The sequence below is a fragment of the Agarivorans sp. Alg241-V36 genome (assembly GCF_900537085.1).
Lineage (GTDB): Bacteria > Pseudomonadota > Gammaproteobacteria > Enterobacterales > Celerinatantimonadaceae > Agarivorans.
Genome location: NZ_UNRE01000001.1, coordinates 509,487 through 529,288 on the forward strand (window position 1 = coordinate 509,487; position 19,802 = coordinate 529,288).

20 protein-coding genes are annotated in these 19,802 nt (G+C 44.8%); 19 read left to right on the forward strand and 1 reads right to left on the reverse strand.

What is annotated here, in order from left to right; genetic code table 11:
* The first annotated feature begins 1 nt into the window (after position 1).
* From lepB to G6R11_RS02450, 7 genes are read left to right on the forward strand one after another with little or no spacing between them, the layout of a single operon-like run.
* Positions 2 to 916 carry a signal peptidase I gene (gene lepB / locus G6R11_RS02420; RefSeq protein ID WP_163131155.1) on the forward strand — a complete coding sequence of 305 codons (915 nt, stop codon included), beginning with the start codon at positions 2 to 4 and terminating at the stop codon, positions 914 to 916.
* Positions 917 to 923: 7 nt separating this feature from the next.
* Entirely contained in the window at positions 924 to 1,598 is a 675-nt protein-coding gene (gene rnc, locus G6R11_RS02425) for a ribonuclease III (protein WP_205472588.1), read from the forward strand.
* Positions 1,595 to 2,494, forward strand: coding sequence for a GTPase Era (era, locus tag G6R11_RS02430; protein WP_163131157.1), 900 nt, complete (start codon positions 1,595 to 1,597; stop codon positions 2,492 to 2,494). The genes rnc and era overlap by 4 nt, the downstream gene beginning before the upstream one ends.
* A gap of 2 nt (positions 2,495 to 2,496) precedes the next feature.
* Positions 2,497 to 3,204, forward strand: coding sequence for a DNA repair protein RecO (gene recO / locus G6R11_RS02435; protein ID WP_163131159.1), 708 nt, complete (start codon positions 2,497 to 2,499; stop codon positions 3,202 to 3,204).
* Between the two features lie 24 nt (positions 3,205 to 3,228).
* On the forward strand, positions 3,229 to 3,969 hold the full coding sequence (pdxJ, locus tag G6R11_RS02440) for a pyridoxine 5'-phosphate synthase (protein ID WP_163131160.1): 741 nt from the start codon (positions 3,229 to 3,231) through the stop codon (positions 3,967 to 3,969).
* 3 nt (positions 3,970 to 3,972) lie between these two features.
* On the forward strand, positions 3,973 to 4,347 hold the full coding sequence (gene acpS, locus G6R11_RS02445) for a holo-ACP synthase (protein WP_163131161.1): 375 nt from the start codon (positions 3,973 to 3,975) through the stop codon (positions 4,345 to 4,347).
* Between the two features lie 14 nt (positions 4,348 to 4,361).
* The gene (locus tag G6R11_RS02450) at positions 4,362 to 4,661 is read left to right on the forward strand and encodes a hypothetical protein (protein ID WP_163131163.1); all 300 of its coding nucleotides are present in this window, start codon (positions 4,362 to 4,364) and stop codon (positions 4,659 to 4,661) included.
* A gap of 79 nt (positions 4,662 to 4,740) precedes the next feature.
* Here G6R11_RS02450 and barA read toward each other — a convergent pair whose 3' ends face one another.
* Complete coding sequence (gene barA / locus G6R11_RS02455; protein ID WP_163131165.1) at positions 4,741 to 7,518, reverse strand: two-component sensor histidine kinase BarA; 2,778 nt, start codon at positions 7,516 to 7,518, stop codon at positions 4,741 to 4,743.
* Positions 7,519 to 7,612: 94 nt separating this feature from the next.
* Here barA and rlmD point away from each other — a divergent pair, with 94 nt between their 5' ends.
* The 12 genes from rlmD to G6R11_RS02515 all read left to right on the forward strand — a co-directional run bounded on the left by rlmD (position 7,613) and on the right by G6R11_RS02515 (position 19,800).
* On the forward strand, positions 7,613 to 8,923 hold the full coding sequence (gene rlmD, locus G6R11_RS02460; RefSeq protein ID WP_163131167.1) for a 23S rRNA (uracil(1939)-C(5))-methyltransferase RlmD: 1,311 nt from the start codon (positions 7,613 to 7,615) through the stop codon (positions 8,921 to 8,923).
* Positions 8,924 to 8,974: 51 nt separating this feature from the next.
* Positions 8,975 to 11,194: a GTP diphosphokinase gene (gene relA / locus G6R11_RS02465; RefSeq protein WP_163131169.1), complete on the forward strand. Its 2,220-nt coding sequence runs from the start codon at positions 8,975 to 8,977 to the stop codon at positions 11,192 to 11,194.
* A gap of 22 nt (positions 11,195 to 11,216) precedes the next feature.
* Positions 11,217 to 12,032, forward strand: a complete 816-nt coding sequence (gene mazG / locus G6R11_RS02470; protein WP_163131171.1) for a nucleoside triphosphate pyrophosphohydrolase — start codon at positions 11,217 to 11,219, stop codon at positions 12,030 to 12,032.
* A 134-nt stretch (positions 12,033 to 12,166) separates the two neighbouring features.
* Entirely contained in the window at positions 12,167 to 13,798 is a 1,632-nt protein-coding gene (locus G6R11_RS02475) for a CTP synthase (RefSeq protein ID WP_163131173.1), read from the forward strand.
* Between the two features lie 63 nt (positions 13,799 to 13,861).
* Positions 13,862 to 15,160, forward strand: coding sequence for a phosphopyruvate hydratase (eno, locus tag G6R11_RS02480; RefSeq protein WP_163131175.1), 1,299 nt, complete (start codon positions 13,862 to 13,864; stop codon positions 15,158 to 15,160).
* Positions 15,161 to 15,297: 137 nt separating this feature from the next.
* The gene (gene ftsB, locus G6R11_RS02485; protein WP_163131177.1) at positions 15,298 to 15,585 is read left to right on the forward strand and encodes a cell division protein FtsB; all 288 of its coding nucleotides are present in this window, start codon (positions 15,298 to 15,300) and stop codon (positions 15,583 to 15,585) included.
* Positions 15,586 to 15,608: 23 nt separating this feature from the next.
* Positions 15,609 to 16,313 (forward strand): 2-C-methyl-D-erythritol 4-phosphate cytidylyltransferase, encoded by a 705-nt coding sequence (gene ispD, locus G6R11_RS02490; protein WP_163131179.1) that lies wholly within the window; start codon positions 15,609 to 15,611, stop codon positions 16,311 to 16,313.
* A gap of 5 nt (positions 16,314 to 16,318) precedes the next feature.
* Positions 16,319 to 16,792, forward strand: coding sequence for a 2-C-methyl-D-erythritol 2,4-cyclodiphosphate synthase (gene ispF, locus G6R11_RS02495; protein WP_205472590.1), 474 nt, complete (start codon positions 16,319 to 16,321; stop codon positions 16,790 to 16,792).
* Positions 16,793 to 17,848 carry a tRNA pseudouridine(13) synthase TruD gene (gene truD, locus G6R11_RS02500; RefSeq protein WP_163131183.1) on the forward strand — a complete coding sequence of 352 codons (1,056 nt, stop codon included), beginning with the start codon at positions 16,793 to 16,795 and terminating at the stop codon, positions 17,846 to 17,848.
* Positions 17,829 to 18,584, forward strand: coding sequence for a 5'/3'-nucleotidase SurE (gene surE, locus G6R11_RS02505; RefSeq protein WP_163131185.1), 756 nt, complete (start codon positions 17,829 to 17,831; stop codon positions 18,582 to 18,584). Before truD ends, surE begins: the two co-directional genes overlap by 20 nt.
* A complete protein-coding gene (locus G6R11_RS02510) occupies positions 18,584 to 19,225 on the forward strand; it encodes a protein-L-isoaspartate(D-aspartate) O-methyltransferase (protein ID WP_163131878.1) in 642 nt (213 codons plus the stop codon). Before surE ends, G6R11_RS02510 begins: the two co-directional genes overlap by 1 nt.
* Positions 19,222 to 19,800, forward strand: a complete 579-nt coding sequence (locus tag G6R11_RS02515; protein ID WP_163131187.1) for a YqaA family protein — start codon at positions 19,222 to 19,224, stop codon at positions 19,798 to 19,800. Before G6R11_RS02510 ends, G6R11_RS02515 begins: the two co-directional genes overlap by 4 nt.
* The last annotated feature ends 2 nt before the right edge of the window (positions 19,801 to 19,802 follow it).

A 19,802-nucleotide genomic window follows, 5' to 3' on the forward strand; every position in this document is an offset into this window, starting at 1 on the left:
CATGGCCACTATATTTCCGCTAATCCTGGTTATTGCTACCTTTGTCACGGGCATAATCTGGGCCTTAGACAAGTTTCATTGGGAAAAGCAACGCGAACTTAAACTGCAAAGCGCCCGCACTGCTGCGGGTGGCGAATTGCCTAATGACGCCGAAGAGAAAATCACAACGCCGCCAAGCTGGATTGAGAATGGTCGCTCGGTATTTCCGGTCATCGCCATTGTAATGGTATTACGCTCGTTTATTTACGAGCCTTTCCAAATCCCATCGGGCTCTATGATGCCAACCTTGTTAGTGGGTGACTTTATCTTGGTAGAGAAGTTCGCTTACGGCATAAAAGATCCGGTGACTCGCAGCACTATTGTGGAAACTGGTTCACCTGAGCGTGGCGATATCGCGGTGTTTAAATACCCTCAAGATACTCGTATTGATTACATTAAGCGCATTGTTGGCTTACCTGGTGACCGAGTTATTTATCGTGGTAAGCAGCTGTTTATTCAGCCGAAGTGTGAAGCAAAGCCTTGCCCTGAGTTAAAATCGGTACCGCTAGATTTTGAAGTGTCCGGACGCTTTAAACAAGGTCCAATGGCTTTAGAGAACTACCGTGAGAGCTTAGCTGAAGTTGAACACGAGATTTTAATCAACCCTGCAGCACCTGATCGTGTGCAATACTTTTATCAACAGCCAGGCACGGCTCAAGATGAGTGGATTGTGCCTGAAGGCCACTATTTAGCCTTTGGTGATAACCGCGATAACAGCACCGACAGCCGCTACTGGGGTTTTGTATCTGATGACCACTTAGTGGGTAAAGCAGTAGCAATATGGATTAGCTTTGAATTTGAGCGTGCTGAAGATTCAATATTACCGGGATGGATACCCACAGGTGTTCGATTTAATCGCATTGGCGCGATCAAGTAGGTAGATGATGATTAGCTCAAACCCAGAACGCTTACAGCGTGCCATAGGGTATACATTTAAAGATGACAGTTTATTGCACCTAGCGCTCACTCACCGCAGTGCCGGTGGCGTGCACAATGAGCGCCTAGAGTTTTTAGGCGATGCTGTGCTTAGTTGGGTAATTGCCGACGAATTGTATCACCGCTTTCCTAATGTATCGGAAGGCGATTTAAGCCCGATGCGCTCAACCTTAGTAAAGGGAAAAACCTTGGCTGAGTTAGCGCGCAGTTTTGAATTAGGCGAGTACATCAAGCTTGGGCCAGGTGAATTGAAAAGCGGTGGTTTTCGCCGTGAGTCAATTTTGGCCGATGCCGTAGAAGCAATTATTGGTGCGGTGTATTTAGATAGCGGTAACGATAGCGCAAAAGAATTGTTATTGCGTTGGTATAAAGATCGCCTAAACACTATCGAGCCGGGCCTTAGCCAAAAAGATCCTAAAACTCGATTACAGGAAATACTGCAATCTAGAAAGCAAGCCTTACCAGACTATCAAGTGGTTGAAATTAAAGGCGAAGCACATAATCAGCAATTTACCGTAAGCTGCGCAGTAGAAGGCTTAGATAAGCCAGTTATTGGTATCAGCACTAGCCGCCGTAAGGCCGAGCAAGTGGCGGCCGAATTGGTATTGGAGCGTTTAGTATGAACTATGATACACGGTGTGGCTTTGTCGCCATTGTTGGTCGCCCAAATGTGGGTAAATCAACCTTACTAAATTCCATTTTAGGCCAAAAGGTAAGCATTACCTCTAAAAAGCCTCAAACTACGCGCCACCGTATTTTGGGCATCGATACCGATGATATTTATCAAACCATCTTTGTTGACACGCCGGGTTTGCACATTGAAGAGCAACGCGCAATTAACCGCTTAATGAACCGAGCGGCGACCAGTTCGCTGGGTGATGTTTCGATGGTGATCTTTGTGGTTGAAGGCACCAAGTGGAACCCCGACGATGAGTTAGTCTTAGGTAAATTACGTCACTTGAAAGTGCCAGTGGTATTGGCCATTAATAAAGTGGATAACGTGCAAGAAAAAGAAGAACTGTTCCCGCATATGAAAATGATGCAGGAGAAATTCGATTTTTCTCATATTTTGCCTATTTCTGCCAAGCAGGGTAAAAACGTTGAGCAACTACGCGAGTGGGCTCAACAAACCTTGCCAGAGAACGTGCACTTTTTCCCTGAAGATTACATTACCGATCGTTCATCACGCTTTATGGCGGCAGAAATTGTGCGCGAAAAGCTGATGCGATTTACTGGCCAAGAACTGCCATATTCTACTACCGTAGAAATTGAGCAGTTTAAAATGCAAGAAAATGGTGTTTACCAAATTAACGCGCTTATTTTGGTAGAGCGTCCTAGCCAAAAACGCATGATCATTGGCAACAAAGGCGACAAGCTAAAAACCATTGGTAGAGAAGCCCGTCTAGATATGGAGCGTTTGTTTGATAACAAAGTGTTCTTGGAGATGTGGGTGAAAGTTAAATCCGGCTGGGCTGACGACGAACGCGCCTTGCGTAGTCTAGGTTACGGAGACGAATAAGCTTGCCTGAACAGGCACTCACACCGGCGTTTGTTATTCATACGCGGCCATATCGAGAAACCAGTTTGCTAGTACAACTGTTTACCCTTGAATATGGCAAAGTGAGTGCTGTGGCCCGCGGAGCGCGAGCTAAACGCTCTAAGTGGCGAGGCATATTGCAACCCGGTGTGCCGTTACTAGTTGAGCTTAGCGGTAAAGGCAGCTTACTTAACTTTAAACAGGTGGAAGCCAGTAACTTAGCGCTGCCTTTGTTTGGCCAATACCTTTACAGCACCCTTTATCTCAATGAGCTGCTTTATTACTTGCTGGAAGAAAATACCGCTTATCCAGCCTTGTATCACCATTATCAAGACAGCTTAATGGCCTTGGCCAAACAACAGCCTTTAGAAGCATGTTTACGTGAATTTGAATTGCTGTTGGTCGCAGAACTCGGTTTTGCCTTAACCGAGCCCGAAGAATTTGCGCAAGGGCGAAGTTACCAATACCACTTGGGCGAAGGTTTTGTTTTGAGTATGAGCCGCTATTCTAATGTGGAATTTAGCTACCAAGAAGTACTTATGCTATTAGCTTTTGACCCGCAGCAAGCACAACATCTATTATGTGCAAAACGATTTTGTCGAATTGTGATTGCTCAATTGCTAAATGGCAGAGAATTGACCAGTCGCAAATTGTTCAGCCAAATTAAAACTACCAATAGAGCCTTTAATTAAGGCCTTGTTGAAAAAGGAAAATACGTGAGTGAAATTTTATTAGGCGTAAATGTTGACCATATCGCCACTCTTCGCCAAGCACGCGGCACAACTTATCCAGATCCCGTTTTGGCAGCAGGGATTGCTGAGATGGCAGGCGCTGATGGTATTACTATTCATTTAAGGGAAGACCGCCGCCATATTGTTGATCGTGATGTTGCTATCATGAGTCAAACTGTGCAAACCCGCTTAAACTTGGAGATGGCGGTTACTGACGAAATGGTAGCAATTGCCTGTGAACACAAACCTCATTTTGTGTGTTTGGTGCCAGAGAAGCGTGAAGAGTTAACCACCGAAGGTGGACTAGACGTAGTTGGTAATCTTGAAAAAATTAGCGAAGCAGTAACCAAGCTCAGCCAGGCTGGCATCTTAGTTTCGCTGTTTATCGATGCAGATGATGAGCAAATTGATGCCTCTATTGCCTCTGGCGCACCTTTTATTGAGTTGCATACTGGCCATTATGCCGATGCAGCTGATGAAGCGGAGCAGCAAGCAGAGCTGAAAAAAATAGCCGCAGCGGCAAGTTATGCTGCCGACAAAGGCTTAAAAGTAAATGCTGGCCATGGCTTGCATTACCATAACGTACTGCCTATTGCTGCCATGCCAGAGATCATTGAGCTCAATATCGGTCATGCGATTATTGCTCGTGCAGTAATGGTTGGGATGGATGCGGCCGTACGCGAAATGAAAGCTTTAATGGTTCAAGCGCGTCAAGGCGAAGCGTAAACCGTGGCAATAGTAGGCTTAGGTACCGACATCGTTCAAGTAGAGCGAATAGCCAATAGCAAGCAAATGCATGCTTTGGCTAAGCGAGTATTAACCCAAGTCGAACTTGCTCGCTTTGAGCAACACGCTGCTCCAGCGCGTTTTTTGGCGAAGCGATTTGCAGCCAAAGAGGCAGCGGCAAAAGCGCTGGGAACTGGGATTGCTAAAGGTGTTGGTTTTCAGCAAATAGAAGTATCTAATAACCAATTTGGTAAACCCGAGTTGGTATTTAACGGCGCTGCGCTAGCTTTGTGTGAGCAACTTGGGGTGAGTAGCCAGTTTATTAGTATAAGTGATGAGCGTGATTACGCGGTGGCTACCGTGGTATTAGAGCGCTAATTAGGAGAAGAACATTGGTTGAACGATATCGCGTTCAGTTAGACTTATTTGGTCTAATGAAGTTATTGGCTTTAGTGGGGTTTGGCGTGGGTGTTATTGCCGGCTTGGCATTACTCATATATACCGTAATGAATGGTGGCAATATTATTCAGGCTGTATTGCCAATGATTATTTCGCCCTTTAGTAATGCCTTAGTGACAGCCTTATTTGGTTTGGTCAGTTACCCCTTCTACAACTGGTATTGTAACCGTAATCGCGGCCAAATATTAACTGGACGCTTTCTTAAAGAGCAAGAAGCTAATCAAGACATTTAAGTAGTCTGCTTATTATTGCTGGATAAACAAAAAAGCCGCTTTTATGCGGCTTTTATTTTGTTTGTAGGCTAGTGATTGTTTAACTGAGCTGCTGGTTTAACTGCACGGCAGCCTGTTTGACCTTTTCGATTTCATCACTTAATTCCAATAGTTCAGGCTCCACTTGGGCAACATCACCGTGTTGGCGCAGGCTATCTTCAATGGTGGTTGTTAGTGACTCTAAGCGTTTGCAGCCACTATAAGCACAGCCTCCGCGGAAGCGATGAACCGATAGAACAAATTCATCGGCGTTTATTTGTTGGTTCAATATTTGCTCTATCGCGGCTTCTATCTCTACGAAGCTTTCTTGCAGCATGCTAAACATATCTATGGCTAAAGCTTGGTTATTGTTGGCGCGTTGCATGGCCAGTTGCCACGACAAGCTAGCATTCTCAAATTCTATAAGCTTGGGTTGCTCTAGGGGGGCTGCTAGATTTTCTCTACTTAACAGTTTAGCGTTGGGCTGCCAACGGTGAATCAGCTTTTCTAATGATGATTCATCAATGGGTTTGGCTAAGTAGTCATCAACGCCTTGGCCCAATAACTGCTCTTTTTCTCCAGCTAGAGCATGAGCAGTAACTGCGATAATTGGGGTTTGCTCATTTTTACTGTCTTGGCGAATTTTTTGGGTAGCGCTAATGCCATCTAAAATAGGCATTTGGATATCCATTAAAATGAGGTCGTAGCTCTCTTCTTCAGCTTTAGTGATGGCCTCTAAACCATTGGTACAAGTATCAACTTGGGTAACTAGTTCATGCAACATCGCTGAAATCAGTTTTAAGTTGGCTGCGTTATCGTCCACTGCTAGTACCTTAAGCACGAGCTTTGAACGGGATACTTTAGCCATAGGCGTAACTGTTGCGGCAGCGGCTATCTTTTCATCTACCAAGGCCTGAGCGAGCTTGCGGTGGTTAATCGGCTTGCTAAGGCAGTGTTTGGCACCCGCTTCGATGATTTGCTGGTGAATATCTGGGTCGTTTGAGTTAATTAAAACAATCACTTCAGAATTACGTTCTAAAGCTTCACTTATTTTCTTCTCTAGTGGACTCAGAGTTTGCCAGTCGCTATGACCAATAATGACGGTGCCAGAGAAGTCTTTGATCAGTGACTGCCACTGCGTTTCGTCTGTTGCTGTTTTCAAGGGCAGTTGCCACTGTTGAGCTAAACCTCTAACAACCGATAGGCTTACTTGATGCGGTTCAAACATCAATACCGACTGCTGGCTAAGCGCGGTTAATGGTAGCGGCGCGCCCAATACCATGTTGGCTGATTCTAGGTGAATATCGAAACTAAACACCGCGCCTTGTTCTGGCTCTGAGCTCAGTTTGATATCACCGCCCATGTGTTGAACTAGCTTCTGAGTAATCACTAGCCCTAGGCCAGTACCGCCGTATTCGCGGTTAATACTGGTATCAGCTTGTTTAAAGGCTTGGAACAATTGTGATTGTTGTTCTTTCGAAATGCCGATGCCGGTATCTTTTACCGACGCGTTCAATACCACTTGCTGGCCTTGTTGTTTTACTAAGCTAATCGCAACGGTTATTTCACCTTGGTGAGTGAATTTGATAGCGTTGCCCAGCAGGTTAGTAAACACCTGTTGCAAGCGGAGTGGGTCGCCACGCAGGCCTTCTGGCACCTCAGGATCTATGAGTAAGTTAAGTTCTAGGTTTTTGTCTTGAGCGCTAGGAGCGAGCAGGGTGACTACATCGTTAATGGTATCGCGAAAGTTAAACTCAATGCGCTCTAGTTTGAGCTTGCCAGCTTCCAATTTAGAGAAATCAAGAATGTCGTTGATGATAGCCAGTAGGTTATTGGCTGACTTTTCAATAGTTAGTAAGTAGTCCGCCTGATTGCTGTTTAACTGGGTTTTTAATAGCTGACGGGCAAAACCAATTACACCATTTAACGGTGTTCTTAACTCATGGCTCATATTGGCTAAGAATTCAGATTTAGCTTTAGCGCCTTGTTGGGCTTCTTTCTTAGCAATATCTAACTCGATGTTTTGGATCTCAATCTGCTCGAGAGTTTCACGCAAATCACTGGTTGCCTGGTCAATGCTTTGGTGCATTTCTTCATGGTATTCGGCCAGCGATTTGGCCATTGAGTTAATACCGTGTTTTAGCAAACCTAGCTCACCGGTGTAGCTGCCATCAACACGCGCATCTAAGCGCCCTTGGCGGATCCGGTCAACAATATTCACCATGTTAGTAATCGGTTGGGTCACTTGCTTACTTAATTGGAAGGCGAATAGCACACTAATCAGTACGCCAAATAACACAATAAACAGGGCTACCGTGGTATCTCTAAATTGCAGCAATAAAGCGCGGTCTTTGTTGTATTGCATTGAGATGTAGCCAAGCAGTTCTGGCTTACCGTTACTAAATGCAGCAAAACTGCCTTCTGCTTCAGCCCAAATAGGCGCACGCAAAATAATCCGGTTAGGGTAAATCTCAACTTGGGTTGATTGAGGTAGTGGCAACTCTGGATCACTTTGCAGTAGTCGTATATTGCGATGGTAGTTGCTGGTTACAAACAGCTGATTGTGTTTGTCATATACCGCAATGCTTTTGATCAGCGGAGACATTTTGCGGTGAGTAACACTAATTAGTGATTTAACTTTTTCGCGATTATAGCGGCTTAGGCCTACTTCGCTGGCAATGGCGAGAGGCTCAATAACATTCACACCCTGTTCAATAACAAAGTTATCTAATTGCTGGTTGCGGTTAAAGGTGAAATAACTCGCTAACAAGATACCAACAAAAAGAGTAGGTATAATGGTGAGAATATATACGCGGGCGCGTAAGCCATACTTGGTCATAAACGTTTCTTATGGGAAAATGACATGGTTCCAATCGCTTATGATGACATAAGCCCATCCTTTTTTGTATTCACCGAGTAAATAAGTCTCTTCTATGGCCCAATTTTTTAAAGCAAAAGCAAAAACAACGTCGATAAAGGCAATTAGGGACGCTCAAGTTCACGCACTTGACCACCATTTAAAGGGGGTGGTTAAACACCAAGGGCAGGCTTATTTTGTTGACGGTGTATTGCCTGGAGAGCGAGTTGACCTATTGCCTAGCGCAAAATCTGGTCCGGCTAAATTACTCAAACGCTTGAGTGATTCTTCCCAGCGAGTAAAACCGGCTTGTCAGTTCTATCAGCAATGTGGTGGCTGTAGCGCTCAGCACTTGTCGTCGCAGGCGCAGCGTGAATACAAACTAAAGGCAGTAGGGGAGTTGATAAGCCGTCTATCGGGCTACCAAGACCTACCCGAGTTTAGCGTGCTTAGCAGTGAAGACTGGCAATACCGCCGCGCTACTCGCCTAAGTACATGGTTTGACAAACAGCATGGTTGGCAGCTGGGTTTTAGGCAAAAATCTAGCAAGCAAATAGTCGCAATATCAGAGTGTTTGGTACTGAAGCCTCAACTGTCTGCTTTATTACTGCCATTACAACAGCTGGTAAAAAGCTGGCCTAAGTCCGCAGGCCTTGGCCATGTGGAGTTGATTGACTGCCAACCAATAAATGTCTGCCGTATCAGGCTGAGCAAAGCACCCTCGGACAAGATTAAAACCTCCTTGCTCAACTTCGCTAAACAACATGAGCTAGCGCTAGCAATCGCCACAGATGAGGAATCCAGTTATCTGGTGGGCGAGCAAGCCTACTATATCTTGCCTGAGCAAAATCTGCGTCTAGCCTTTACTCCTGGTGATTTCATTCAAGTTAATGAGGCTATGAATCAAGCGATGGTCTCTCAGGCGCTGGCTTGGTTAAAGCCCAGCATAGAAGACCAGATTTTGGACTTGTATGCGGGGATTGGTAACTTTAGCTTAGCTCTCGCGCAACAAGCCCAACATGTGATAGCAGTAGAAGGCGTTGCTGCGATGAGCAAACAAGTGCTAAGAAACGCTGAAGCCAATGGCTTAACCAATATAAGCGCCTTTAGTGGTGATTTAGAGCAGGCAGAAACCGCTAAAGCTTGGCAGAAGACTAAAATTAACAAAGTATTGCTCGACCCAGCCCGAGCAGGGGCAAAACTGGCCATTTCGCAGGTTGCCAAGCTTAGCCCAAGCACCGTAGTATATGTCTCATGTAATCCTGCTACCTTAGCGAGAGATGCCAAGGTGCTTAAACAAGCGGGTTATCGTTTAAGTCAACTCGCCTTAGTCGACATGTTTGCACACACTGAGCATGTAGAAACAATGGCCTTATTTGAACGATAATCGTTAATGGAAAACCCGTGTTTGTAGCATTTATAAAGGAAATTTTGTTGTATGGTTTCGGTACGAGAAACACATCTAAATGAACAACTTTTATTTGATGAAAACCAGTGGGTTGCTAGCCTTGATATTGCGGTAGACGATCAACAGCATTTATTTGCCGCCAGCAACTACTTTCGTGCTTTAGAAGCAGATAAAGACCAAGTCCATGCTTGTTTAACCAAGGGCAAGGAGATGGTAGAAATCCTCGTTACCTTAAACATGGATTTACCCACCTTAGAAGCTGCTTTGCTGTTTCCCTTCGTTGATGCCAATTTGCTTGCAGAAGAAAAGCTAAGTCCTCAGTTTAGCGATGAGGTGATAAAATTGCGCCACGATGCGTCGCAAATGGACGCTATGAAAGCGCTGCGAACGGGGCAAAATAAAAGCCTGTCTTCAGGGCAAATTGATAATGTTCGACGGATGTTATTGGCAATGGTGGGCGATGTGCGAGCTATTGTGATTAAGCTTGCCGAACGGATTTGTTTTTTACGAGAAGTAAAAAATGAAGAAGAAGATGTTCGTGTACTTGCTGCTAAAGAAAGCCAAGACATTTATGCGCCATTGGCGAATCGCTTGGGTATTGGTCAATTAAAATGGGAGCTCGAAGATTTCACCTTTCGCTATTTGCACCCGGCAACTTACAAGCAAATTGCTAAGCAGCTAGATGAAAAACGCCTTGCTAGAACCCAATACATCGACGACTTTGTTGCCAAGTTACAACAAGATATCTCTGGCGCCAGTATCCAAGCTGAGGTTTATGGGCGACCAAAACACATTTATAGCATTTGGCGGAAAATGCAGAAGAAGGACTTATCTTTCGATAAGTTGTTTGACGTGCGAGCAATTCGAATTGTTGCCGAGCAGCTACAAGACTGTTATGCCATTTTAGGCATTGTGCATACCTCTTGGCATCACATCCCCAGTGAGTTTGATGACTATGTGGCTAACCCTAAACCCAATGGCTACCAATCTATTCATACCGTAGTGATTGGGCCAGAAGGTAAGTCGATAGAAGTGCAAATTAGAACCAAGCAAATGCATGAAGAGTCAGAGCTTGGGGTCGCTGCTCACTGGAAGTATAAAGAAGGTGGTAGCGGTGGTAGAAATGACTTTGAAGACAAAATTGCATGGCTGCGTAAACTATTAGCTTGGCAAGATGATATAGCAGAAAACGGTGCAATGCTTGAGGAGCTGCGCTCTCAAGTATTTGACGACCGAGTTTATGTATTTACCCCCAGCGGTGAAGTGATTGATTTACCCGCCGGTTCTACGCCTTTAGATTTTGCCTACTATGTGCATAGCCAAGTGGGTCATCGTTGTATTGGTGCTAAAATTGGCGGCAGAATTGTGCCCTTCACCTACCAGCTGCATACGGGTGAGCAAGTCGAAATTATCACTCAAAAAGAATCTAGCCCCAGCCGCGATTGGCTCAACCCTAACTTGGGTTATGTTAAGTCTTCACGTGCACGCAATAAAATCGCCACTTGGTTCAAGAAACAAGACAAAGATAAAAACCAAGTTGCTGGTAAAGATCTGCTTGAAACTGAGTTGCATAAGCATGGCTTTAAATTAAGTGATGCAGAGCTGTGTGTTGAGCGTTTCAATGTTAAAAACCTTGATGATTTACTGGCCGCTGTCGGCGCCGGTGACGTAAAACTGAGTCAATTAATTCATCATCTTCAGGCTACATTGAATAAGCCAACCGCAGAAGAGGAAGATCGCCAAGCCTTAGAAACTATTGCCAAAAAGGCTGAGCATCACGGGCAAAAGAAAAAGCGGGCTAAAGATTCCATCGTGGTAGATGGGGTTGGCAACCTGATGACCCACATTGCTAAATGCTGTCAGCCTATTCCTGGCGACAGTATTAAAGGCTTTATTACTCAAGGCCGAGGTATCTCTATACATAGTGTAGATTGTGAACAGTTAGCCGAATTAGTAAGTCGCACGCCTGAGCGAGTAATTGATGCTGTTTGGGGCGACAATACCGCGAGCAGTTATAGTTTAACCATTCGCATTGTTGCCAATGACAGAAGCGGTTTGTTACGTGACGTCACCACTGTGTTGGCTAACGACAAAGTGAACGTAATGGGTATGCAAAGCCACTCAGATGTAAAAAGCCAAACCGCTACCATTGATATGGAAATAGAGATTTATAACTTGGAAACCTTATCGCGGGTATTGGCCAAAATAAATCAGCTCAACCACATTATTGAAGCGCGCCGTTTACGTTAACAATTCAGGGATTTTCATTTCAATGTCACAACGCCCTTATAGCATAGAGACGCTGTTAAGCATTATGGCGCGCCTACGCGACCCCGATACGGGTTGCCCTTGGGACCAAAAGCAAGATTGGCAAAGTATTGTTCCTTATACTATTGAGGAAACTTACGAGCTGGCTGACGCAATTAACCATGCCTTAGAGCAAGCTGACTTTTCAGAAGTGAAGCTTGAACTGGGTGATGTATTGTTTCAAGTGGTGTTCTACGCACAGTTTGCTAAAGAGCAGGGCGATTTTGATTTTGCTGATGTGGTGGACGGCATTTGTGAAAAGCTTATTCGCCGTCATCCCCATGTTTTTACTGATCAAGCCTTTATCGACGAGGCAGCCATTAAAGCAAATTGGGAATCAGAAAAAGCCAAAGAGCGCGCTAATAAAGCGCAATCGAGTAATTTAAGTGTATTAGATGATGTTCCTTTGGCACTTCCTGCATTAAGTCGTGCTCAAAAACTGCAAAAGCGTTGTGCCAGCGTGGGTTTTGATTGGCCAGATGTGGCACCTGTTATTGATAAAGTAGAAGAAGAATTAGTTGAAGTGAAGCAGGCCATTGCTGAGAACAATCAGCAAGATATTGCTGAAGAAATCGGTGATTTGTTGTTTTCTTGCGTAAATTTAGCCCGAGCTTGCGATTTGGACGCTGAAGATCTACTCCGCGCAGCTAACCAAAAGTTTACCCGTAGATTCCAGGGTGTTGAAGCACTGGCAAGGGATTCGGAGAAAAACTTAGAAAATATGAGCCTTACAGAAATGGATTCGCTGTGGGATAAAGTGAAAGAAAATTACAAAAATTGATTTACAACAAAACCACTAAATCTTAGTCTTGATAGAGTGACATTGATTGTGGTGTTAAAGAGGCTTTGCTATACTATGCCCCCGTCCAAGTATCGCAGATACGCCCTTAACACATCCAACTTCTCAGGTTAGACATGACAACAAAGTACATTTTCGTCACTGGAGGCGTAGTATCCTCCTTGGGTAAAGGTATTGCCGCTGCATCATTAGCTGCGATCCTCGAAGCTCGCGGTCTTAAAGTGACCATTATGAAGCTTGACCCGTACATTAACGTTGATCCCGGCACAATGAGCCCGATCCAACACGGCGAAGTATTTGTAACCGAAGATGGCGCTGAAACTGACTTAGATTTGGGTCACTATGAGCGTTTCATTCGTAACAAAATGACTAAGCGCAATAACTTCACTACTGGTCGTGTTTATTCTGATGTATTGGCTAAAGAACGTCGTGGTGATTACCTAGGCGCAACCATTCAGGTGATTCCTCACATTACCAATGCGATTAAAGAGCGCGTTGTGGCGGGCGGCGAAGGCGTAGACGTAGCAATTGTTGAAATCGGTGGCACTGTAGGTGACATTGAATCGCAGCCTTTCCTTGAAGCTATTCGTCAATTAGGTACTGAAATTGGTCGTGAACGCGCCATGTACATGCACCTAACCTTAGTACCGTATTTAGGTGCAGCTGGTGAAGTAAAAACTAAACCTACTCAGCACTCGGTAAAAGAGTTGCGTTCTATTGGTATTCAGCCTGACATTCTTATTTGTCGTAGCGACCGTGCGATTCCGGCTAACGAGCGAGCAAAAATCGCCTTGTTCACGAATGTGCCAGATCGTGCGGTAATCTCCTTAAAAGATGTTGATAGCATCTATAAAATCCCAGCATTGCTTAAGTCTCAAGGCTTAGACGCTTTGGTTACCGAACGTTTTGGTATCAACTGTGAAGAAGCGGACTTAAGTGAGTGGGAACAAGTTATCTACGAAGAAGCTAACCCAACCAATGAGATTGTGATTGGTATGGTAGGTAAATACGTAGAGTTACCTGATGCCTACAAATCAGTTAACGAAGCACTAAAACACGGCGGACTTAAAAACCGTTTGAGTGTGAAAATTCAGTATGTTGATTCGCAAGATCTCGAAGTAAAAGGTACGGATGTACTGAAAGAATTAGACGCGATCTTGGTACCGGGCGGTTTTGGCGAACGTGGCGTAGAAGGCAAAATTTTAGCCGCGCAATACGCTCGTGAAAACAAGGTGCCTTACTTAGGCATTTGTTTAGGCATGCAAGTAGCGTTAATTGAATACGCACGTAACGTTGCCGGCCTTAAAGATGCCCATTCTAGCGAGTTTGACCCTAAATCAAAACATCCAGTAGTCGGTTTAATTACTGAGTGGATTGATGAAGACGGTAAAGTCGAGACTCGCGATGTAGACTCAGACTTAGGCGGCACTATGCGCCTAGGCTCACAGCTTTGTCATTTAACCAAAGGTTCTAAAGTGGCAGAGCTATATGGCAGTGTAGAAATTTATGAGCGTCACCGCCATCGCTACGAAGTTAACAATACATTATTGCCAAAAATTACCGCGAAAGGCCTACAGGTAACTGGTCTTTCTTCGGACAAAAAGTTAGTAGAAATAATTGAAAACCCAGCTCACCCTTGGTTTGTGGCAGCACAATTCCACCCTGAATTCACGTCTACGCCTCGCGATGGACATCCGTTGTTTGCAGGGTTTGTAAAGGCAGCTGGTGAATTTAATAAAGCTCGCTAGACTGAATTAGCGGGTAACGTTTTTTAGAGAGTTAGAAGTTCATTTATATAGAGGAAATTAGTAATGTCTAATATCGTAAAAGTACTTGGTCGCGAAATCATGGATTCACGCGGTAACCCAACTGTAGAAGCTGAAGTACATCTTGCTGATGGTTCTTTTGGTATGGCTGCTGCTCCTTCTGGCGCATCAACTGGTTCACGTGAAGCCCTAGAATTGCGTGACGGCGATAAAGCTCGTTACTTAGGTAAAGGTGTATTAAAAGCAGTTGAAGCTGTAAACGGCCCAATCGCTGAAGCACTAACTGGTAAAGATGCATTGGCTCAAGCTGAGCTTGACCAAATCATGATCGACCTAGACGGCACTGAAAACAAAGCTAACTTTGGTGCAAACGCTATCCTAGCTGTTTCACTAGCTGCTGCTAAAGCTGCTGCTGCTTCTAAGAAAGTACCACTATACGCTCACATCGCTGACCTAAATGGTACTTCAGGTGTTTACTCTATGCCTCTTCCAATGATGAACATCATCAACGGTGGTGAGCACGCAGATAACTCTGTAGACATCCAAGAATTCATGATTCAGCCTGTTGGCGCTGCTAACTTCCGCGAAGGTCTACGTATGGGCGCAGAAGTATTCCACAGCCTAGCTAAAGTTCTTAAAGCTGGCGGTCACTCAACTGCAGTTGGTGACGAAGGTGGTTTCGCTCCAAACCTAGAGTCTAACGAAGCTGCTCTTGCTGCTATTAAAGAAGCTGTAGCTGGCGCTGGTTACGAGCTAGGTAAAGACATCACTCTAGCTATGGATTGTGCTGCATCTGAGTTCTACGACAAAGAAGCAAACATCTACGACCTTAAAGGCGAAGGTAAGAAATTTACTTCAGAAGAGTTCAACGTATTCCTACAAGAACTTACTGAACAGTACCCAATCGTTTCTATCGAAGACGGCTTAGACGAGTCTGATTGGGACGGTTTTGCTCACCAAACCAAACTAATGGGCGATAAAATTCAATTAGTTGGTGACGATTTGTTCGTAACTAACACTAAGATCCTTAAGCGTGGTATTGACAACGGCATCGCTAACTCTATCCTAATTAAATTCAACCAAATCGGTTCTTTAACTGAAACTTTGGCTGCAATTAAAATGGCTAAAGACGCTGGCTTCACTGCTGTTATCTCTCACCGTTCAGGCGAGACTGAAGATGCAACTATTGCTGACCTAGCTGTTGGTACTGCTGCTGGCCAAATCAAAACGGGTTCACTAAGCCGTTCTGACCGTGTTGCTAAGTACAACCAATTGCTACGTATCGAAGAAGCTCTAGGTTCAAAAGCACCTTACAAAGGTCTTAAAGAAGTTAAAGGTCAATAATTCTTTTTGAATTAAACCAATAGCTTTATAAATCCTCGCTTCGGCGGGGATTTTTTTTGCCTAGGATTTGGATAAATCACGTGCTGCTTATGGAGTAACAAACGGCTTTATGGGATTATCTCTGTCAGGGAGGAACCATGCGTTCGTTTAAGATTTTACTCATATTGATTGTTTTGCTGTTGCAGTATCAACTGTGGTTTGGCAAAAACTCGCTCAATGACTATTTTGCATTGCGCGAGCAGGTCTCTAATCATGACCTAGCAAATCAAGAATTAGCTCAACGAAATTCGGTATTAGCAGCCGAAATTACCGATCTACGCAGTGGCTTAGATGCGGTAGAAGAGCATGCGCGTAACGAACTTGGAATGATCAAACAAGGTGAAACCTTTTATCGTATTATTCCTTCTTCCGACATAGAACAATAAGTGGTTCCGAGAATTAACATTTCATGAATTCTGAAGATAAACAGTACACTGCGCTGTTACCCGCTGCAGGTATTGGTAGCCGCATGCAAGCCTCTGTTCCTAAACAATATTTGTGTTTAGGAGAGTTGACCATTTTGGAGACTACTGCCAAGGTATTCTTGTCCCACCCTGCGATTAAGCAGGTTCTTATCGTATTACACCCCGAAGACAAATGGTTTAGTCAATTATCACTAGCTAAGGATTCGCGAATTCACACAGTGACAGGCGGTGATGAACGTGCGGATTCAGTACTCGCTGGACTACAAGCCGCTAATCAAAATGAGTGGGTACTCGTCCACGATGCCGCTAGGCCGTGTATAACTCAAGGTGATATCAGCAAATTGATTAGCAGTGTAGAGAAACAGCAATGCGGTGGACTTTTAGCAACGCAGGTGCGCGATACCATGAAGCGTGGAGCAAAAGACAAAGTTGCTGAAACCGTCTCTAGAGAGCAGCTTTGGCATGCATTAACTCCGCAAATGTTTAAAGCGAGAGAGTTAAAAGAGAACATTCAAAACGCCTTGTTATCGGGCGCTGCTATTACCGACGAGGCCTCGGCGATGGAGTGGGCTAACAGCCCCGTCAGTTTGGTTACCGGGCGTAGCGATAATATTAAAGTCACCTGTCCAGAAGACTTAGCCTTAGCTAAGTGGTTTATTAGTCAGCAAAAAAGTGAAGAGGTAGTTTAGTGAGTATTCGCATTGGCCACGGTTTTGACGTACACAAGTTTGGCGGAGAAGGCCCACTAATTGTTGCCGGGGTAGCGATTCCTTATGAGCAGGGTTTTGTGGCTCACTCTGACGGCGATGTTGCCCTTCATGCTTTATGCGACGCTTTATTGGGTGCTTTGGCCTTAGGTGATATTGGCCATCATTTCCCCGATAACGACCAAGCCTATGCGGGCATAGACTCAAGAATTCTATTACGCCAGGTCGTAGAGCAAGTAACAGAGCGTGGTTATAAACTAGGAAATTTAGATTTAACGATTGTAGCGCAAGCGCCGAAAATGGCGCCTCATATTGACGCTATGCGAGCAAATATCGCAGAAGATTTACAAGCCGATGTGAGCCAAATTAATGTAAAAGCCACCACAACTGAAAAGCTCGGCTTTGAAGGGCGTAAAGAAGGCATTTCTAGCCATGCGGTTGTGTTATTGGAGAAGTGCTAGGTGAGCGATTATTTACAAGAGATCAACCAGCTTAATTACTTACATGGTCAACCTCAGAGCAGTGGAATACTGAAACAGCAAGCTAATGATTTTTGTGTGGACGAAGTATTGCCCTTTGAGTTTAGTGGCGACGGCGAGCACATGATGGTGAAGGTAGAAAAAACCGGTGAGAATACCTCATGGGTGGTTAAAATGTTGGCCGAAGCCTGCCAAGTAAGTCCTAAGGTGATTAGCTACGCGGGCCTAAAAGACAGGCATGCAGTTACCACCCAGTGGTTTAGTATTCAGTTGCCAGGTAAACCCAATATCGATCTGCCTGAGGACTTAGGCGAGGGCGTTAAAGTTATTGCCATAGAACGCCATAACCGCAAATTAAAACGTGGCGCTCTTTCGGGAAACAATTTTCGGATCCGTTTGCGTGACGTTTCAAACATGCAAGATGCCATCGCGCGCGCCGAGTCAGTCGCCCAAGCTGGGGTACCAAACTATTTCGGTGCCCAGCGCTTTGGTCGAGGCGCTAGTAATATTGACAGCGCCTTAGCGATGTTTGCTGGTCAGCGAGTAAAGAATCGAGATAAACGCAGTATCTACCTTTCTGCTGCGCGCAGTTTGGTGTTTAACCGCGCAGTGAGTGAACGTATTGCTCAGCAACATTTCTCAGAGGTCTTAACTGGAGATGTGATGAAGTTTGCTAGCAGCAATGCATACTTTGTTGCTGAACAAGTGGATGCCGATATCCTAGCGCGTTTTCAACAAGGTGAGATTGAGCTGTCTGCGCCAATGGTGGGCAAGGGCGTGCTTGCCAGCTTAGGTGATGCTTTAGCGTTTGAGACTAGTGTTCTTGAGACTTCCCCAGAGATAATTTCAGGCTTAAGTGAAGCAGGCTTAAAGATGGAACGTAGGGCTTTAGCCCTTAAACCCCAGCAGTTTAGTGCCAAGGCGGATGGGAATGATCTTGTGCTGAGCTTTTATCTGAGTGCTGGTAACTATGCCACCAGTATTTTGCGTGAAATTGTAAACTGTCAAGGTGAAGGTCATGACCATATTAGTGAGTAATGACGACGGTATTCACGCGCCTGGAATTCAATGCTTAGCCGAATGTTTGAAGCAACTCGCGCCAGTACTAACTGTTGCACCAGATAGAAACTGTAGCGGAGCCAGTAATTCTTTAACGCTAGAGAATCCTCTGCGCATCGTGCATTTAGATGAGCAAACTATCTCCGTAAAGGGCACTCCCACTGATTGTGTACACCTAGCAATTAATGAGTTAGTGGATGACTTACCTGAATTAGTGGTCGCAGGTATTAATGCTGGTGCTAACCTCGGTGATGATGTGCTGTATTCAGGCACCGTTGCTGCCGCAATGGAAGGAAGAAACTTGGGTTTGCCTGCAATTGCTGTATCGTTAGTAGGCAGTGAAGGGAAGCACTATCAAACTGCAGCAGAAGTAACCTTAAAGTTAATCAAGCAACTGCGCGAGCATGCCCTACCGAGTAATCAAATTCTTAACGTGAATGTTCCAGACTTACCTCTTGAGCAGATCAAAGGTCTTAAGGTTACTCGGGCTGGCAGCCGACATCGCGCCGAAGTGATGGTTAAACAGCAAGATCCACGTGGTCATGACATATATTGGCTTGGTCCACCAGGAGCAAAGCAAGATGCAGGAGAAGGCACAGACTTTCATGCTGTAGCTCAAGGCTACGTATCAATAACACCCTTAACAATAGATATGACAGCCCACAGCTTTATTGGCAAACTAGACACATGGATCAAGGATTGGGAGGCAAGGTAATGCAATTTGGCGAAAGCCCAAATAGTGTGAAATTGGTGAATCAACTGCGTCAACACGGTATACAAAATCAAGCCGTTTTGAACGCTATCGCTAAGTTACCGAGGCAGTATTTCATAGACGAAGCGCTTGCACATCAAGCTTGGGATAATACCGCTTTGCCAATTGGGCAGGGACAAACTTTATCTCAGCCTTATATTGTGGCAAAAATGACCGAAATTTTGCTACAAACTAAGCCGAAAAAAGTTCTCGAAATAGGGACCGGCTCAGGCTATCAAACAGCAGTTTTGGCCTCTTTGGTTGAGCAAGTTTACTCGGTTGAGCGAATCAAAACCTTGCAGTTTCAAGCCAAACGTCGTTTAAAAGTGCTCGACTTACATAATGTTGCAACAAAACATGGCGATGGTTGGCAAGGTTGGGCAAGCAAAGGGCCGTTTGATGCCATTATTGTTACCGCAGCTGCAGCCGCCATTCCTGAAGCGTTAATCGAGCAGCTTAGCGTTGGTGGCAGAATGATTATTCCTGTCGGTGAGCAACAGCAGCAACAAGCTCTAATCTTGATAGAAAAACAACCCCAAGGTTTTACCCAACATAACCTTGAACCTGTTCGTTTTGTTCCTTTAATTAATGGTGAATTAGCGTGAAAATATTTAGTGCCTTATACGATAGAGTGATGACGTGGTCTGAGCACCGCCATGCTGTGCGTTATCTTTCAGGGATGAGTTTTATTGAATCTATCTTTTGGCCTATTCCGGTAGACGTTATGCTCGCGCCAATGGCGCTCTCTCGTCCCAACAAAGCCTTACGCTTTGCTATGTTAGCCACGATCTTCTCGGTTTTGGGTGCTGCATTAGGTTACGCCTTAGGTCAATTCTTCTATGAGCCTTTAGTAGAGCCCTTCATTCAGTCAGTAGGCTATCAGCACAAAATGGATGTAGCTTTTGAATGGTTTGAGAAATGGGGAGTATTGGTTATTTTTGTCGCTAGCTTCACCCCAGTGCCTTACAAAGTATTCACCCTAACTGCCGGTATTCTTAATATGGCATTTATCCCATTTTTGCTTATCTCCTTGGTTGGGCGTGGAATGCGCTTCTACTTGGTTGCTGGCTTGATGATGTGGGGCGGAGAGAAAATGGAAGCACAACTTCGTAAATACGTAGAAATTTTGGGCTGGTTGGTAGTGGCTTTAGCAGTGGTTGCATATTTACTGCTTCGCTAAAT

What these genes read in the sequence shown, in the direction of transcription:
- lepB (WP_163131155.1), top strand. Translation starts at nt 2, where the DNA reads ATGGCCACTATATTTCCGCTAATCCTGGTTATTGCTACCTTTGTCACG.
- rnc (WP_205472588.1), top strand. Translation starts at nt 924, where the DNA reads ATGATTAGCTCAAACCCAGAACGCTTACAGCGTGCCATAGGGTATACA.
- era (WP_163131157.1), top strand. Translation starts at nt 1,595, where the DNA reads ATGAACTATGATACACGGTGTGGCTTTGTCGCCATTGTTGGTCGCCCA.
- barA (WP_163131165.1), bottom strand. Translation starts at nt 7,518, where the DNA reads ATGACCAAGTATGGCTTACGCGCCCGCGTATATATTCTCACCATTATA.
- rlmD (WP_163131167.1), top strand. Translation starts at nt 7,613, where the DNA reads ATGGCCCAATTTTTTAAAGCAAAAGCAAAAACAACGTCGATAAAGGCA.
- relA (WP_163131169.1), top strand. Translation starts at nt 8,975, where the DNA reads ATGGTTTCGGTACGAGAAACACATCTAAATGAACAACTTTTATTTGAT.
- mazG (WP_163131171.1), top strand. Translation starts at nt 11,217, where the DNA reads ATGTCACAACGCCCTTATAGCATAGAGACGCTGTTAAGCATTATGGCG.
- G6R11_RS02475 (WP_163131173.1), top strand. Translation starts at nt 12,167, where the DNA reads ATGACAACAAAGTACATTTTCGTCACTGGAGGCGTAGTATCCTCCTTG.
- eno (WP_163131175.1), top strand. Translation starts at nt 13,862, where the DNA reads ATGTCTAATATCGTAAAAGTACTTGGTCGCGAAATCATGGATTCACGC.
- ftsB (WP_163131177.1), top strand. Translation starts at nt 15,298, where the DNA reads ATGCGTTCGTTTAAGATTTTACTCATATTGATTGTTTTGCTGTTGCAG.
- ispD (WP_163131179.1), top strand. Translation starts at nt 15,609, where the DNA reads ATGAATTCTGAAGATAAACAGTACACTGCGCTGTTACCCGCTGCAGGT.
- surE (WP_163131185.1), top strand. Translation starts at nt 17,829, where the DNA reads ATGACCATATTAGTGAGTAATGACGACGGTATTCACGCGCCTGGAATT.
- G6R11_RS02510 (WP_163131878.1), top strand. Translation starts at nt 18,584, where the DNA reads ATGCAATTTGGCGAAAGCCCAAATAGTGTGAAATTGGTGAATCAACTG.